This is a genomic window from Streptomyces sp. SID3212 (assembly GCF_009865405.1).
Lineage (GTDB): Bacteria > Actinomycetota > Actinomycetes > Streptomycetales > Streptomycetaceae > Streptomyces.
Genome location: NZ_WWJY01000393.1, coordinates 1 through 14,486 on the forward strand (window position 1 = coordinate 1; position 14,486 = coordinate 14,486).

Annotated in this window: 16 protein-coding genes; 9 read left to right on the forward strand and 7 right to left on the reverse strand. The window is 71.4% G+C overall.

Annotation, left to right across the window (positions count from 1 at the left end; translation table 11 throughout):
- The 3 genes from GT042_RS11850 to GT042_RS11860 form a co-directional block, all read left to right on the forward strand.
- Positions 1 to 1,218 (forward strand): trypsin-like peptidase domain-containing protein (locus GT042_RS11850; RefSeq protein WP_161308678.1); only part of this gene is annotated, 1,218 nt, incomplete at its 5' end.
- A gap of 137 nt (positions 1,219 to 1,355) precedes the next feature.
- The gene (locus GT042_RS11855; RefSeq protein WP_161308679.1) at positions 1,356 to 1,826 is read left to right on the forward strand and encodes a sec-independent translocase; all 471 of its coding nucleotides are present in this window, start codon (positions 1,356 to 1,358) and stop codon (positions 1,824 to 1,826) included.
- A gap of 116 nt (positions 1,827 to 1,942) precedes the next feature.
- Positions 1,943 to 2,608 carry a hypothetical protein gene (locus tag GT042_RS11860; protein ID WP_161308680.1) on the forward strand — a complete coding sequence of 222 codons (666 nt, stop codon included), beginning with the start codon at positions 1,943 to 1,945 and terminating at the stop codon, positions 2,606 to 2,608.
- A gap of 98 nt (positions 2,609 to 2,706) precedes the next feature.
- Here the strand turns inward: GT042_RS11860 and GT042_RS11865 are convergent, their stop codons facing one another.
- From GT042_RS11865 to GT042_RS11875, 3 genes are all read right to left on the reverse strand, one after another.
- Complete coding sequence (locus GT042_RS11865) at positions 2,707 to 3,867, reverse strand: Mrp/NBP35 family ATP-binding protein (protein WP_161308681.1); 1,161 nt, start codon at positions 3,865 to 3,867, stop codon at positions 2,707 to 2,709.
- 63 nt (positions 3,868 to 3,930) lie between these two features.
- Complete coding sequence (locus tag GT042_RS11870; protein ID WP_161308682.1) at positions 3,931 to 4,521, reverse strand: DUF1003 domain-containing protein; 591 nt, start codon at positions 4,519 to 4,521, stop codon at positions 3,931 to 3,933.
- On the reverse strand, positions 4,511 to 5,842 hold the full coding sequence (locus GT042_RS11875; RefSeq protein ID WP_161308683.1) for a CBS domain-containing protein: 1,332 nt from the start codon (positions 5,840 to 5,842) through the stop codon (positions 4,511 to 4,513). Before GT042_RS11875 ends, GT042_RS11870 begins: the two co-directional genes overlap by 11 nt.
- A gap of 258 nt (positions 5,843 to 6,100) precedes the next feature.
- Here GT042_RS11875 and GT042_RS11880 point away from each other — a divergent pair, with 258 nt between their 5' ends.
- Positions 6,101 to 6,868: a hypothetical protein gene (locus GT042_RS11880; RefSeq protein WP_161308690.1), complete on the forward strand. Its 768-nt coding sequence runs from the start codon at positions 6,101 to 6,103 to the stop codon at positions 6,866 to 6,868.
- A 38-nt stretch (positions 6,869 to 6,906) separates the two neighbouring features.
- Here GT042_RS11880 and GT042_RS38135 read toward each other — a convergent pair whose 3' ends face one another.
- A complete protein-coding gene (locus GT042_RS38135) occupies positions 6,907 to 7,422 on the reverse strand; it encodes a hypothetical protein (RefSeq protein ID WP_202532661.1) in 516 nt (171 codons plus the stop codon).
- Positions 7,423 to 7,474: 52 nt separating this feature from the next.
- Positions 7,475 to 8,602, reverse strand: a complete 1,128-nt coding sequence (locus GT042_RS11885; RefSeq protein ID WP_161308684.1) for a magnesium and cobalt transport protein CorA — start codon at positions 8,600 to 8,602, stop codon at positions 7,475 to 7,477.
- A gap of 421 nt (positions 8,603 to 9,023) precedes the next feature.
- On the opposite strand from GT042_RS11885, the gene GT042_RS11890 reads away from it, so the two are divergent.
- From GT042_RS11890 to GT042_RS11905, 4 genes are all read left to right on the forward strand, one after another.
- On the forward strand, positions 9,024 to 9,626 hold the full coding sequence (locus GT042_RS11890) for a suppressor of fused domain protein (RefSeq protein WP_161308685.1): 603 nt from the start codon (positions 9,024 to 9,026) through the stop codon (positions 9,624 to 9,626).
- A 121-nt stretch (positions 9,627 to 9,747) separates the two neighbouring features.
- Positions 9,748 to 10,386 (forward strand): DUF6758 family protein, encoded by a 639-nt coding sequence (locus tag GT042_RS11895; RefSeq protein ID WP_161308686.1) that lies wholly within the window; start codon positions 9,748 to 9,750, stop codon positions 10,384 to 10,386.
- Positions 10,387 to 10,522: 136 nt separating this feature from the next.
- A complete protein-coding gene (locus tag GT042_RS11900) occupies positions 10,523 to 11,392 on the forward strand; it encodes a PHP domain-containing protein (RefSeq protein WP_161308687.1) in 870 nt (289 codons plus the stop codon).
- Positions 11,393 to 11,540: 148 nt separating this feature from the next.
- On the forward strand, positions 11,541 to 12,146 hold the full coding sequence (locus GT042_RS11905) for a MarC family protein (RefSeq protein WP_161308688.1): 606 nt from the start codon (positions 11,541 to 11,543) through the stop codon (positions 12,144 to 12,146).
- Between the two features lie 120 nt (positions 12,147 to 12,266).
- Here the strand turns inward: GT042_RS11905 and GT042_RS38140 are convergent, their stop codons facing one another.
- Positions 12,267 to 12,419: a hypothetical protein gene (locus tag GT042_RS38140; RefSeq protein ID WP_165840668.1), complete on the reverse strand. Its 153-nt coding sequence runs from the start codon at positions 12,417 to 12,419 to the stop codon at positions 12,267 to 12,269.
- Positions 12,420 to 12,596: 177 nt separating this feature from the next.
- On the opposite strand from GT042_RS38140, the gene GT042_RS11910 reads away from it, so the two are divergent.
- The gene (locus tag GT042_RS11910; protein ID WP_202532662.1) at positions 12,597 to 13,508 is read left to right on the forward strand and encodes an NYN domain-containing protein; all 912 of its coding nucleotides are present in this window, start codon (positions 12,597 to 12,599) and stop codon (positions 13,506 to 13,508) included.
- A gap of 6 nt (positions 13,509 to 13,514) precedes the next feature.
- Here the strand turns inward: GT042_RS11910 and GT042_RS11915 are convergent, their stop codons facing one another.
- On the reverse strand, positions 13,515 to 14,426 hold the full coding sequence (locus tag GT042_RS11915; RefSeq protein WP_161308689.1) for an alpha/beta fold hydrolase: 912 nt from the start codon (positions 14,424 to 14,426) through the stop codon (positions 13,515 to 13,517).
- Between the last annotated feature and the right edge of the window lie 60 nt (positions 14,427 to 14,486).

Consider the following 14,486-nt stretch of genomic DNA (forward strand, 5'->3'; position numbering starts at 1 on the left):
CCGGCCGCCCCGGGCGGCCCCGGCCTCCCCGGAGGCCCGCGGTGGGGCCCGTACGACCCCTGGGGCGTCCCCGGACAGCAGCCGTTCACCGACCACGGCACCCCGCCGCGCCCGCGCAGGCGGGTCGGGATCGTGGGGGCGCTGCTGTTCGCGCTGGTCACCGGCATCGTCGGCGGCGCGGTCGGCGCGAACGTGGAACGCAACAACGGCTTCGGCAGCGTCGAACTCCCGCAGGCCGGCCCCGACCTCGGCGACCGCGCGCCCGACAGCGTCGCCGGGATCGCCGCCAGCGCCCTGCCCAGCGTCGTCACCCTGCATGTCAGCGGCGCCGACGAACAGGGCACCGGCACGGGATTCGTCCTCGACCGGCAGGGCCACATCCTGACGAACAACCATGTCGTCCAGCCGGCGGGCGCCTCCGGCGAGATCTCCGTCACGTTCAGCGGCGGCGAGACCGCGCGGGCGAAGATCGTCGGCAAGGACAGCGGGTACGACCTCGCGGTCGTGAAGGTCTCCGGCGTCTCCGGCCTCAAGCCGCTGCCGCTCGGCAACTCCGACAACGTCCGGGTCGGCGACCCGGTGGTGGCCATCGGCGCCCCCTTCGACCTCTCCAACACCGTGACGTCCGGCATCATCAGCGCCAAGGAGCGCCCCATCACCGCGGGCGGGGAGAGCGGCGACGGCAGTGACGTCAGTTACGTCGACGCGCTCCAGACCGACGCCCCGATCAACCCCGGCAACTCGGGCGGCCCGCTGGTGGACAGCAAGGCACGGGTCATCGGCATCAACAGCGCCATCCGCGCCGCCGACACCGGCGGCGCCACCGAGGGCGGCCAGGCCGGCTCCATAGGGCTCGGCTTCGCCATACCGATCAACCAGGGCAAGCGGGTCGCCGAGGAACTCATCAACACCGGCAAAGCCGCCCACCCCGTGATCGGTGTGAGCCTCGACATGGACTACACGGGCGACGGCGCCCGCGTCGGCAAGGAAGCGGCGGACGGCACCCCCTCGGTGGTGCCCGGCGGCGGCGCCGCGAAGGCCGGGATCCGGCCCGGGGACGTCATCACGGAGGTGGACGGCCAACGGGTGCACAGCGGCCAGGAACTGATCGTCAAGATCCGCGCCCACCGCCCCGGCGACCGGCTGGCACTGACCCTGCTGCGCGGAGGCAGGGAGCGGACCGTGAACCTGACCCTGGGATCCGCGAACGGCACCTGACGGCCACCCGAAGGTACCGCCCGGACAGTTCGGGCAGGTACCGTGGAACGGCCCGGCACCCGAGCCCCCTCAGGTCAGGACATAACGGTCATGGCCCGGGGCCCGGAGACCACACGGAGAACACGAGGAGCAGCTAGGTGTTCAATGACATAGGACCGCTTGAGCTGGTCACGCTCGTCGTCCTCGCCGTGCTCGTCTTCGGTCCGGAGAAGCTGCCCAAGGTCATCCAGGACGCCACCCGGTTCATCCGGAAGATCCGTGAGTTCTCCGACAGTGCCAAGGAGGACATCAAGTCGGAGCTGGGCCCGGAGTTCAAGGACTTCGAGTTCGAGGACCTCAACCCGAAGACGTTCGTGCGCAAGCACCTCACGGACGGCGACGAGGACACCTTCGGCCTCAAGGAGATCCGCAGCTCGTTCGACCTCCGCAAGGAGATCACGGACGTCGCCGACGCGGTGAACAGCCGGGAGGACGCCGCGGCGGCCAAGGACACGCCGGTGGCGGCCACGTCCGCGGTGAACGGTTCCGGGGGCACGCCGGACCTGCTGAAGAAGCGCGAAAACCCCGATCGGGACGACCGGCCCCCCTTCGACGCAGACGCCACCTGAGTACGACCAATCCCAGCGAGTCGGGACCGGGTGGCTATCCTCCATCTGTCCGGCAGTGAGGCGCCCGTCGGGGGCGGGCCGCTCCGGACACCGAGATCGAGGAGGCGTCCGGGTAGATGGAGACGACGAGTCGGGCAGGGGCGCACACCGCGTCCAGCTCATCCACTGCCGAGGGGGTGCCAGCAGCCCGGCGTACGGTCGAAGGCTATCTGCGGGCAGCTTTCCCCTGGTACGGGCTGGACGAGGCGTTCACGGGACCCCGCTGGCTGATGCAGGTCGGCGCCGCCGCCGACGGCACGGTCCAGCACGGTTCCACGGGTCACGGCGAGGAGCCGACCATAAGGCCGGAGGGGTCGGGCGCGGACAAGGAACGCTTCGCGGTCGTCGTGACCGTCGCGGCCGGACCCGTACGCCGAACCGGTGATGGTACGGGGCATCTGGACGCCACGACCGTGTCGTCGGCGGCCTGGCTGGCCGGCTCGGGGCTGCTGGTGTCCACCTGGCCCGCGCAGCTCGACCACATGCTGCGCGACGACTGGCTGGCCCAGCAGACCGAGGCCGCGTTCGAACTGGCCGACGACCTGGAGGGTGCCGACTGGTCCGCGCTCTCCCTGCCGGTCGACGGGGTGCCGACGCCCTTCCACTACCGCGAGACGGAGTTCGGCTGGGTCCTGGCCGGGTCGGCGGAGAGCGGGGTCCACATCGGCGCGTACGGGCGCGGCATGAGCGCGTACGGCCTCGGCTTCTCGGTGATCGAGGACATCACGTCGTACGCCCACTAGTCCGCCGGTGCGAGCACATGACGAGCACATGACGGAGGGGCGGCTGCCGCGGCGGCCGCCCCTCCGTCATGAACCCGTGTCACCACGGGCCCAGCGGCTCAGAACTTGTTCCTCGGGGTGATCCCCAGCGACATGCCCGACAGGCCCCGCTGACGGGCACCCAGCTTGTTCGCGATGTCCCGCAGCGCCGCGCCCGCCGGCGAGTCCGGGTCGGAGAGCACGACGGGCTTGCCCTCGTCGCCGCCCTCCCGGAGCCGTACGTCGATCGGGATCGCGCCCAGCACCGGCACCGTCGCGCCGGTCGTCTTCGTGAGGCCGTCCGCGACCGCCTTGCCGCCGCCCGTACCGAACACGTCGATCATCTCGTCGCAGTGCGGACACGGCAGACCCGACATGTTCTCGACCACGCCGACGATCTTCTGATGGGTCTGTACGGCGATGGAACCGGCCCGCTCCGCCACCTCGGCCGCCGCCTGCTGCGGGGTGGTGACCACCAGGATCTCCGCGTTCGGCACCAGCTGCGCCACCGAGATCGCGATGTCGCCCGTCCCCGGCGGGAGGTCGAGCAGCAGCACGTCCAGATCGCCCCAGTACACGTCCGCGAGGAACTGCTGGAGCGCCCGGTGCAGCATCGGCCCGCGCCACACCACCGGCGTGTTGCCCGGCGTGAACATCCCGATCGAGATGACCTTCACCCCGTTCGCCGACGGCGGCATGATCATGTTCTCGACCTGGGTGGGCTTGCCGTCCACCCCGAGCATCCTGGGGACGCTGTGCCCGTAGATGTCCGCGTCGACGACCCCGACCTTGAGCCCGTCGGCCGCCATCGCCGCCGCCAGGTTCACCGTCACCGACGACTTGCCGACGCCGCCCTTGCCGGACGCCACCGCGTACACCCGGGTCAGCGACCCCGGCTGGGCGAAGGGGACCTCACGCTCGGCCTTGCCGCCGCGCAGCGACGCCGCCAGGTCCTTGCGCTGCTCGTCGCTCATCACGTCCAGCGTCACGTCGACGCGGGTGACGCCCGCCACCCGGGCGACCGCCTCCGTGACGGTCCGGGTGATGGTGTCGCGCATCGGGCAGCCCGACACGGTCAGGTAAATGGTCACGGCCACCGCGCCGTCGGCGCCGATCTCGACCGATTTGACCATGCCCAGGTCGGTGATCGGCCGGTGGATCTCGGGGTCGTTCACCGTCGCCAGTGCGTCGCGCACCGCGTCTTCCGCCGGAAGGACGGTTCCGTACGTGTCGGTAGCCATACCCAGATGGTACGGCGCCCGGCACCGCGGCCGGCAAGGCCGGGCACCGGCCCCCGTGGAACGTCAGCGGTCGGAGTCCTCGCGTTCCGGACGGCCGTCCCCGGCGAGCCGCTCCCGCTGCTCGCCCAGGTCCTTCATCAGGTCCTGGAGCTCCGAGCGCAGCCAGTCGCGTGTGGCGACCTCGCCGAGCCCCATCCGCAGCGCCGCGATCTCCCGCGTCAGGTATTCGGTGTCCGCGATCGACCGCTCGTTCTGCACCCGCTCCTGCTCCTGCGTGACCCGGTCCCGGTCGTCCTGGCGGTTCTGCGCCAGCAGGATCAGCGGCGCCGCGTACGACGCCTGGAGGGACAGGGCGAGCGTCAGGAAGATGAACGGGTACTCGTCGAAGCGCAGCGCCTCCGGGACGGTGATGTTCCAGATCACCCACAGGATGATCACCAGCGTCATCAGGACGATGAAGCGCCCCGTCCCCAGGAAGCGGGCCACCCGCTCCGAGAGCCGCCCGAAGGCCTCGGGGTCGTAGTCCGGCAGCAGCCTGCGCCTCTGCGGCCGGGGCTGGTCGAGCCGTACGCGCGGCCCGCGGGTCAGCGCCGTCGACCCGGCCCTGGCCCGCTCCTTGGCGGCGCCGTCCTTCTCCGTACGGTCACTCGCCACGGTCGGTCTCCTCCAGGCCGCGGTCGGTCTCCTCCACGCGGCCGTTCTCCTCCACGCCACCGGTCTCCTCCACGCCGCGGAAGCCCGTCTCACGCCAGTCGTCCGGCAGCATGTGGTCCAGCACGTCGTCCACCGTCACCGCGCCGAGCAGCGAGCCGCTCTCGTCCACCACCGGCGCCGAGACCATGTTGTACGCGGCCAGGTGGCTGGTGATCGCCGGCAGCGGGGTGCCCGGGGACAGCGGCGGCAGGTCCGTGTCCACGATGGAGCTGACCAGGGTGAACGGCGGGTCCCGCAGCAGCCGCTGGAAGTGCACGGTGCCCAGGTACTTGCCGGTGGGGGTGTCGTCGGGCGGCCGGCAGACGTACACCTGCGCCGCGAGCGCGGGGGACAGGTCCTGCTGCCGTACGCGCGCCAGCGCGTCCGCCACCGTCGCGTCGGGGCGCAGCACGATCGGCTCGGTCGTCATCAGACCGCCCGCGGTGCGCTCCTCGTACGACATCAGGCGCCGTACGTCCGCCGCGTCGTGCGGCTGCATCAGGGTCAGCAGCCGCTCCTTGTCCGCGTCGGGCAGCTCGGACAGCAGGTCGGCCGCGTCGTCCGGGTCCATCGCCTCCAGGACGTCCGCCGCGCGCTCCTCCTTGAGCTTGCCGAGGATCTCCACCTGGTCGTCCTCGGGCAGCTCCTCCAGGACGTCCGCGAGCCGGTCGTCGTCCAGGGCCGCCGCCACCTCCGCGCGCCGTTTGGGCGTCAGATGGTGCAGCACGTTGGCCAGTTCGACCGGGCGCAGCCGCTCGAAGGTCGCGACGAGGTTCTCCGCGCCCTGCCCGTCCTCCTCCAGCGAGAAGCCGGTGACGGCCGACCACTCGACGGTCAGCGCCTCCCCGCGCCGCCGCAGCGCGCCGCCCTTGCCGCGCCGTACGAAGACCTTGTCGATCTCCCACTCACGGCGGGCCGGGAGCTGATGGATCGCCACATCGAGGACCGTCACCTCGTCGTCGCTCTCGACCAGCCGCACCCGGCGGTCCAGCAGCTCGCCGAGGACCAGACGCTCCGTCGGCCGCTGTTCAAAGCGCCGTACGTTCACCACACCCGTGGTGATCACCTGGCCCGACTCGATACCGGTGACCCGGGTCATCGGCAGGAAGATGCGGCGCCTGCTCAGCACCTCCACGACGAGGCCGAGCAGCCGCGGCGGCCGTCGCCCGACCCGGAGCATCGCGACCAGGTCGCGCACCCGCCCCACCTGGTCGCCGCTGGGGTCGAAGACCGGCACCCCGGCGAGGTGCGAGACAAAGACACGGGGCGCGCCTGCCGCCATCCGAGCGCCTCCTTGATCGTCCGTCGTCGTCGCGTTGTCGTCCGCTGTGGTTCCGGCGACCGGGCTCTTGCCCGTGATTGTCCTTCTATCCTGCGGGATTACGGGTTAAGGCTAGCCCGTCCGCGTGCGGGACGCCTGGGTGGATCCGTCCGTACGGCGTCCCCGAGGCTCCGTGTCCGACCCCTCACCCGGCCCCGGTACGCTGCGGTCTGCCACCTCCCACCGCGTATGAGAGGCAGTGTGTACGTGACCGCTCCCATGTCCTCCGGCCGTGCCCGCAAGGCCGTGTTCTCCCTCGCGTTGTGCGCCGGGCTGGTGGCACTCCTCGCGGCGTGCAGCACCCCCGAGGACCCGGACGCGGGGACCAACGGGGTGGGGAAGCTGACGGCGGCCGGGATCGAGAAGAAGGCACAGGCGGCGGTGGACGGGGCGGCGGCCGTCCGGCTCTCCGGGGCCCTGGTCAGCCAGGGGGAGACGTACCGCCTCAACATGCGCCTCAAGGAGAACGGCGGCACCGGCTCCGTGACGTCCAAGGACGACACCTTCGAGCTGCTGCGCATCGAGGACGAGCTGTTCCTCAAGGCCGACGCCGGTTTCTGGACGCACGAGAGCGACACGGACGGCAAGGAGAGCGCCGCCCCCAGCACGAGTGACACCGAGGCGGCGGACAAGCTCCAGGACAAGTACGTGAAGGTGCCCCGGGAGGACCCCTCGTACAAGCAGCTGCGCGGCTTCACCGACATCAAGGTGCTGCTCGACGGACTGCTGTCGCTCCACGGCGAACTGACGAAGGGTGACTACAGCAAGGTCGGCGGCATCCGCACGATCAAGGTCATCGCCGGCAAGGGCGCGGGCGGCACGCTCGACGTGTCGCTGGTGGGAGCGCCGTACCCGCTCCAGCTGATGCGGGCGGGCGGCGCGGGGACGCTGACGCTGACCGACTGGGGCAAGGAGTTCACCCTGGAGGCCCCGCCCAAGGGGCAGACGGTCGACTACGGCAGCGGCCTGCCGGAGTCGTCCTCCTAGGGCGTGTCCGCGAAGTGGGGTCGTCCGCCCGGGAGCGCTCAGCCCGTGGACCGCTTCCGGCGCGGGAACAGGAGCCGTCCCAGGGCGGCGGGGACCGGCTGACGGGTCGTCGCCCCGGTCGGCAGCGGCGGGGCCGCCAGCGAGCCGTCCGGCAGGTCCCGCAGTACGTCACCGGGCGTCAGCCTCAGGACCCGGCACTCACGCGCCCAGCGCTCCGGCATCACCTCGGCGTCCGGCGCGTTCAGCCGCTTGCCCTTCAGCTCGGCGACCGCCGCCTCCCACTCCTCCGAGCGCGGTGCGAGTTCGGCCACGGCCGCCGTCCAGGCGACCAGCCGGCCGCCCTTGTCCTTGCTCCGTACGGTCACCTCGGCGGCGGCCCCGTCGGCGAGACCGGGCAGGGGCTGCTCGCCCGGGCCGTCGCCGACGAGGTACAGGGCGCCGTCGTGCCACACGTACCAGAGCGCCCGTTCCGGGCCCGAGCCCCGCACCCAGACGATGCCGGACTTCTTCGTGGCCTCCTCGACGAGCGCCTGGCCGAGCAGTGGTTCAGTCATGCGCCGCAGCTTAGACGGACGGGCCACCGGGGAGCTCGGTGAGTGGTGCCGCTCAGAGCCAGCCGTTGCGCTTGAGGCTGCGGTGGATCGTCAGACAGACCACCCCGATCGCGACCAGCACCATCGGATAGCCGTACTTCCAGTGCAGCTCGGGCATGTGGTCGAAGTTCATGCCGTAGATCCCGCAGACCGCCGTCGGGACGGCGATGATCGCCGCCCAGGAGGTGATCTTGCGCATGTCCTCGTTCTGCGCGACCGTCGCCTGCGCCAGATTGGCCTGGAGGATCGAGTTCAGCAGCTCGTCGAAGCCGATGACCTGCTCGTGCACCCGGGCCAGGTGGTCCGCCACGTCCCGGAAGTACTTCTGGATGTCCGGGTCGACCAACCGCATGGGCCGCTCGCTCAGCAGCTGCATCGGCCGCAGCAGCGGCGACACCGCCCGCTTGAACTCCAGCACCTCACGCTTGAGCTGGTAGATCCGCCCCGCGTCCGAGCCGCGCGGCCCCGCCGCCTTCGACGGCGCCGAGAACACGTCGATCTCGACCTCGTCGATGTCGTCCTGCACCGCCGCCGCCACCGCGACGTACCCGTCCACCACATGGTCGGCGATGGAGTGCAGGACGGCCGAGGGCCCCTTGGCCAGCAGCTCCTCGTCCTCCTCCAGGCGGTGGCGCAGGGTGCGGAGCGAGCCCTTGCCGCCGTGCCGGACGGTGATCACGAAGTCCTGGCCCGTGAAGCACATCACCTCACCGGTCTCGACCACCTCGCTCGTCGCGGTCAACTCGGTGTGCTCGACGTAGTGGATCGTCTTGAAGACGGTGAACAAGGTGTCGTCGTACCGCTCCAGCTTGGGCCGCTGGTGCGCGTGCACCGCGTCCTCCACCGCCAGCGGGTGCAGCCCGAACTCGGCCGCGATCCCGGCGAACTCCTCCTCCGTCGGCTCGTGCAGGCCGATCCAGGCGAAACCGCCGCTCTCCCGCACCCGCAGCATCGCCTCGTGGGGCGTCACACACGGGTCCTTCTTCACCCGCCGGCCGTCGCGGTAGACGGCGCAGTCCACGACCGCGGTCGACGCGGAGGGGTCACGGGTGGCGTCGTACGTGTCGTACTTGCCGTAACTGGCACTGGTCTTGCGCAGGGACGGACGGACCGCTGCGCGCAGGTCACGAATCATCGACATGGCGGGCTCCTTCACGGAGAGGCCGTCGGCGAGGCGTGGCACAGCCCGGAATGGGGACGTGATGCGTACGTCCGCAAAGCGGGCGGTACCGCGGGGTCGCGGTGACGGCGTTCGCTACAGACAGGCGAGAAAAAAGGGAGCTGAAGCGCTCTTCCGTCGTGCGAACTGCCGCAGGCCCGAAAAGGGCGGGGCCTCAGATCACAGAGGAAAGGAAAGGTGCGGAAGAGCGGCTGGTACTGGCCGGGTGACTTCGATCCACCGCAGCCCCACCTCCTCGGGCCGGTCCCCCGTGGGGGACGACGTGTGTCGGGACTCGAGAGACACGCTTCTGCGTGCTGTCCCTACCGGCGGCCAAGACTATCAGCAGACGGCGGGCCAATAGATCCTCTTGCCCGTTCCTGACGCGATCTATGCTCCCCGCATGGCAGAAATACTTGCTCGGGTCGAGGCCCACCTCCAGGCCGCTCTGGGCGAACCGGACGCGCGAGCGGCGGTGACCTTCGTGGGCACGGACCGCTTCGAGGTGCTGCGCTTCCGGGACTCCCCGGGCGGCGGCCGTGACGAGGTGGTGCGGTACGCGACGCTCGGCATGTCCGCGCAGCCGATGGGGGACCCGGCGCAGATGCTCGCCGACCCGGTGAAGGGTCCGCGGGCGGAGCTGGTCCTGTCGGTACGGGCCGGGCTCGCCGCCACCGACCAGGTACTGCGCCCGCTGGCCGTCCTGGCCGCGTCGCCGCAGGTGGAAGGGGTGGTCGTGGCCCCGGGCGCCTCGCTGGACGTCGGCGGGCCGCTGTGGCCGGGGGCGCCGTTCCACTCGGTCCTGGTGGGGGAGCCCGGCGGGCTGGTGGCGGATCTGGCGCTGGACGCGCCGCTGGAGCCGGTGCGGTTCCTGCCGCTGCTGCCGATGACGGTGAACGAGGCGGCGTGGAAGCGGGTGCGGGGGGCACAGGAGCTCCAGGAGCGGTGGCTGTCCCGGGGCACGGACCTGCGTGATCCGCTGCGCCGGTCGGTCGCGCTGGACTGACCTGCCCGGCTCGCACCCGGCGGTCGGCGAAACCGCCCGCCGGCGTGACCGGGGACCTCTCCCGTACCGGCCGGGTGATCGTCCTTGACGGGGCGTCGAGCGGGGAGGACCGTGGAGCGCTATGAGGGGCGAACCCAGTTGCCCGAAGTGCGGTGGCCGGATCAGGGCGCCCGGCCTCTTCGCCGACTCGTGGGAGTGCGGCGCGCATGGCGCGATCCAGCCCCTCCAGCCGGTGATACCGCCCAGCGTCGAAGCGCTGGGAGTGGTGGTGAACCGGGCGCGCGTCCCCGTCTGGATGCCCTGGCCCCTGCCCGTCGGCTGGCTCTACACCGGTGTCGCGTACGCGGGCGACGACCGCAGCGGCGGGCGCGCCACCGCCGTCGCCTGCTCGGGCCCCGCACCCCTCGGCGGGGTCGGGGAGCTGCTGCTCGTCGCCGAGGAGCTGGGGGTGGGGCTCGGGGCGCGGTACGCGGGGATCGACGGCCCGGACCCGGGGCCGCGGATACGGGTCGACCGCCCCCCGCACGCCAAGCTGCTGGCCGCCGGGCGGCCCACCCCGCTGTGGCAGGTGGACGGCACTCCGGACGACCGGGCGGTGTTCGCGGGGGAGGCGCTGGGGCTCTGGCTCTGGGCGATCGTCTGGCCGGAGCAGTCGGGGCTGCTGCTGTACGACGAACTGGTGCTGACGGACCTGCGGGACGCGGGCGCGGAGGTGGAACTGCTGCCGTGCGGGGCGCTGTCGCCCAGACTGCTGTCCTGACGGGGTTCCTCGCGGGACCGGCTTCCCTTCGGAGGACGCTTCCGTCCGGCATCCGGAACCGGGCGTTCGAATCCCCTGCTCCCCCCGTTATCCTGGAGCGTCCCCCAGCCCGTCCCGAGCCCCGGAGTCCCGCGTCGTGCGCATCGACCTGCACACCCACTCCACCGCCTCGGACGGTACGGACACCCCCGCCGAACTGGTCCGCAACGCCGCCGCCGCCGGACTCGACGTCGTCGCCCTGACCGACCACGACTCCACCCGCGGCCACGCCGAGGCGATCGCCGCGCTCCCCGGCCTGGACCGGGACCTGACGCTCGTGACCGGCGCCGAACTCTCCTGCCGGATCGACGGCGTCGGGCTGCACCTGCTCGCGTACCTCTTCGACCCCGACGAGCCCGAGCTGCTGCGCGAGCGTGAGCTGGTACGGGACGACCGCGTCCCGCGCGCGCGGGCGATGGTCCGCAAGCTCCAGGAGATGGGCGTCCCCATCACCTGGGAGCAGGTCGCCCGGATCGCGGGCGACGCCTCCCTCGGCCGCCCGCACATCGCCACCGCCCTCGTCGACCTCGGGATCGTCGAGACGGTCTCCGACGCCTTCACGCCCCAGTGGCTCGGCAACGGGGGCCGCGCGTACGCCTCCAAGCACGAGCTGGACCCCTTCGACGCGATCCGCCTGGTCAAGGCGGCCGGCGGAGTCACCGTCTTCGCCCACCCGCAGGCCGTCACACGCGGCGCGGTGGTCCCGGAGTCCGCGATCGAACGCCTCGCCGCCGCCGGACTCGACGGCATCGAGATCGACCACATGGACCACGACGCGCCGACCCGCGCCCGGCTGCGCGGCCTCGCCGCCGACCTGGGCCTGCTGGGCACCGGGTCGAGCGACTACCACGGCACCCGGAAGTTCGTGGAACTCGGCGCGTGCGTCACCGATCCCGAGGTCTACGGCGAGATCACCCGGCGCGCGACGGGCGCCTTCCCGGTACCGGGCGCGGGCGGGCGTTCCTGACCGGTGGCGCGGGGCGCCTCCCGGCGCCGGTCCCGTACCTCCGCGCCACCCACCCCTCACGCGGCCCCTTCCCGCGCCCAGCCGCGTTCTCCACTCACCCACCCACCGGACGGGCCCGACGGCCCGTCACTCCCGCTAGGCCCTCACCGTGTTCGACCTCGCCATATTCGGCTCCCTCTTCCTCACCCTGTTCGTGATCATGGACCCGCCCGGGATCACGCCGATCTTCCTCGCCCTCACCTCGGGCCGGCCCGCCAAGGTCCAGCGCGCCATGGCCTGGCAGGCGGCGGCCGTCGCCTTCGGGGTGATCGCGGTCTTCGGCGTCGCCGGCCAGCAGATCCTGGACTACCTGCACGTCTCCGTGCCCGCCCTGATGATCGCCGGCGGGCTGCTCCTGCTGCTCATCGCGCTCGACCTGCTCACCGGCAAGACCGACGAACCCAAGCAGACCAAGGACGTCAACGTCGCCCTCGTACCCCTGGGCATGCCCCTGCTCGCCGGTCCCGGGGCGATCGTCTCCGTCATCCTCGCCGTGCAGCACGCGGACGGCACGGCGGCGCGGGTCTCCGTCTGGGCGGCGATCGTGGCGACGCACGCGGTGCTCTGGGTGACGATGCGGTACTCGCTGGTCATCATCCGGCTGATCAAGGACGGCGGAGTGGTGCTGGTGACCCGGCTGGCTGGGATGATGCTCTCGGCGATCGCCGTGCAGCAGATCATCAACGGCATCACCCAGGTCGTCCAGAACGCCTGAGCGGACAGCAGCGCCCCCGTACGGGTGATCCGTACAGGGGCGCTTTCACCAGGCGTCGGTCGTCAGGCGTCCGACGTGCGTGGTCGGTCGTCGAGCGGTGGTCCGGATATGGGGTAAGTGTTACGAGGCCGAGGATTCGGCCGGTCGGATGTAGATGCGCTGCCCCATCGCTGCGGCCTGCTGCACGATCCGATTGACGGAGGCGGCGTCCACGACGGTCGAGTCCACTGCGGAACCGTCGACATCGTCAAGACGCATGATTTCGAAGCGCACGCGCTTCTCCCTTCGTCTGATCCTCCTGCTGGAGAACTATGGATGGCGGGCTTGCCCGCCGTTGCTTACAAGAGTCTGCAACGGCTTGCCCTCTGCAAACATTCCCTACGCTAAGGAAATTTTTCGGGTGGCTAACTACTGGCGGGTACGGTGCGGTCCACGGAGAATGAAGCGCGTATGAACGAGGCAGAGATCAATCCAGAGCTCCACGACATCGGCGCCCGTCTGGAGCGCACCAACGAGCTGCTCCAGCGCATGCTCGCCGAGGTCGCCAAGACCCCGTCCACGCATGCCATCTTCGTCGACGCGGGTTACGTCTATGCTGCGGCCGGGTTGCTTGTAGCGGGCACGGAAGACCGGCGGTCCTTTGACCTGGACGCGGAAGGCATCATCGAGGCCTTCATCGACAAGGCCAGGATCATCTTCGCGGACAGCCGGCTGCTGCGCGTCTACTGGTACGACGGGGCCAGACGGCGGATCCACACCCCGGAGCAGCAGTTCATCGCCGAACTGCCGGACGTCAAGGTCAGGCTCGGCAACCTGAACGCGAACAACCAGCAGAAGGGCGTCGACTCGCTGATCCGCACGGATCTCGAATCGCTCGCCCGGCACCGCGCCATCAGCGACGCCGCGCTGGTCGGCGGGGACGAGGACCTGGTGTCCGCCGTCGAGGCCGCGCAGGGGTACGGGGCCCGCGTCCACCTGTGGGGTATCGAGGCGTCCGAGGGGCGCAACCAGGCGGAGCCGCTGCTGTGGGAGGTCGACAGCCAGCGCACGTTCGACCTGGACTTCTACAAGCCCTTCGTCACGCGGCGCCCGGTCACGACGTACGAGCACGAGGGCGATCCGCCGCCCTCCCGCGACCAGGTGCGCTTCATCGGCGCGCAGATCGCGGCGACGTGGCTGGCGGAGCGGGGCCGGATGGCGATGGGCGAGCTGCTGCCGGGCCATCCGTACCTGCCGGGGCCGGTGGACCAGGATCTCCTGATCGAGGCGGAGAAGCTGCTCCAGCGGTCACTGCGGGGGCATTCCGTGCTGCGGCGGGCGCTGCGGGACGGTTTCTGGCAGCACCTCCAGTCGAACTACTGACGCCGCCTAGTACGCCTCGTCCCAGAAGTCCGCGAGCGCCTTCGCGGTCTCGGCGGGACGGTCGGTGTTCGGCGAATGCTGGGCGCCCGTGATCACGGTCCTGCGGGCGCCCAGCCGGACGGCCATCGCGTCCAGCCAGGCCACGGGCCAGGTGTCGTCGCGCTCGCCCGACATCACGTGCTTGGGCAGCGGCTGTACGGCGGCCAGCTCGGCGACCCGGTCCGGCTCCGAGCAGAGCTGCCGCCCGGCGGCGATCAGCTGGCTGCGGTGGGTGCGCAGCCAGCGGTGGCGCAGGTCGTCGCCGTCCGTGGGGGTCTCCTCGGTGGGCGCGTCCATCGCCCGCATGGCCTCCCACACGTCCTCCATGGACATGGTGGTGAGGGCGTCGCGGAGCAGCTTCAGCTTCTCCCGCTGGGCGGGGGCGACTTCGGCGGGGCCGGAGGACAGCAGTGTCAGGGAGCGGAAGGGGGTGCGGTCGAGGAGGACGGCGGCGCGGGCGAGGTGTCCGCCGAAGGAGTGGCCCACCAGGTGCACGGTGCCGGTGCCGGTGCCGTTCGCGGTGCCGGTGCCGGTGCCGGTGCCTGTGCCCGTGCCCGTGCCCTTTGCGCCGAGGGCCTCGGCCTGTGCGAGGATGTCGGCGGCCAACTCGCCCTGGGCGTAGGCCTCTTCGGTGTCGGGCCCGTCGGTCTCGTACTGCCCCCTGCCGTCCACGGCGACGACCCGGTACCCGGCCCGGGTGAGGGGCTCCAGCAGCGCGATGAAGTCCTCTTTGCTACCGGTGAACCCGGGCACGAGCAACGCGGTGCCCTGCGGGGGCCCGGCGGGCCGGGCATCCAACGCGGCGAAGCGGCCGCGACGGGTTTGGAGGCGGGTGGGGTGGGCGCAGGGCGGGGGGGTCCAGGTGGGGGGCCGGCTCATGCGCTTGAGGCTAGCGCGTTGTCCGTGGCGGTTCGTGTTGTCCTCAATCGCCGGACGGGC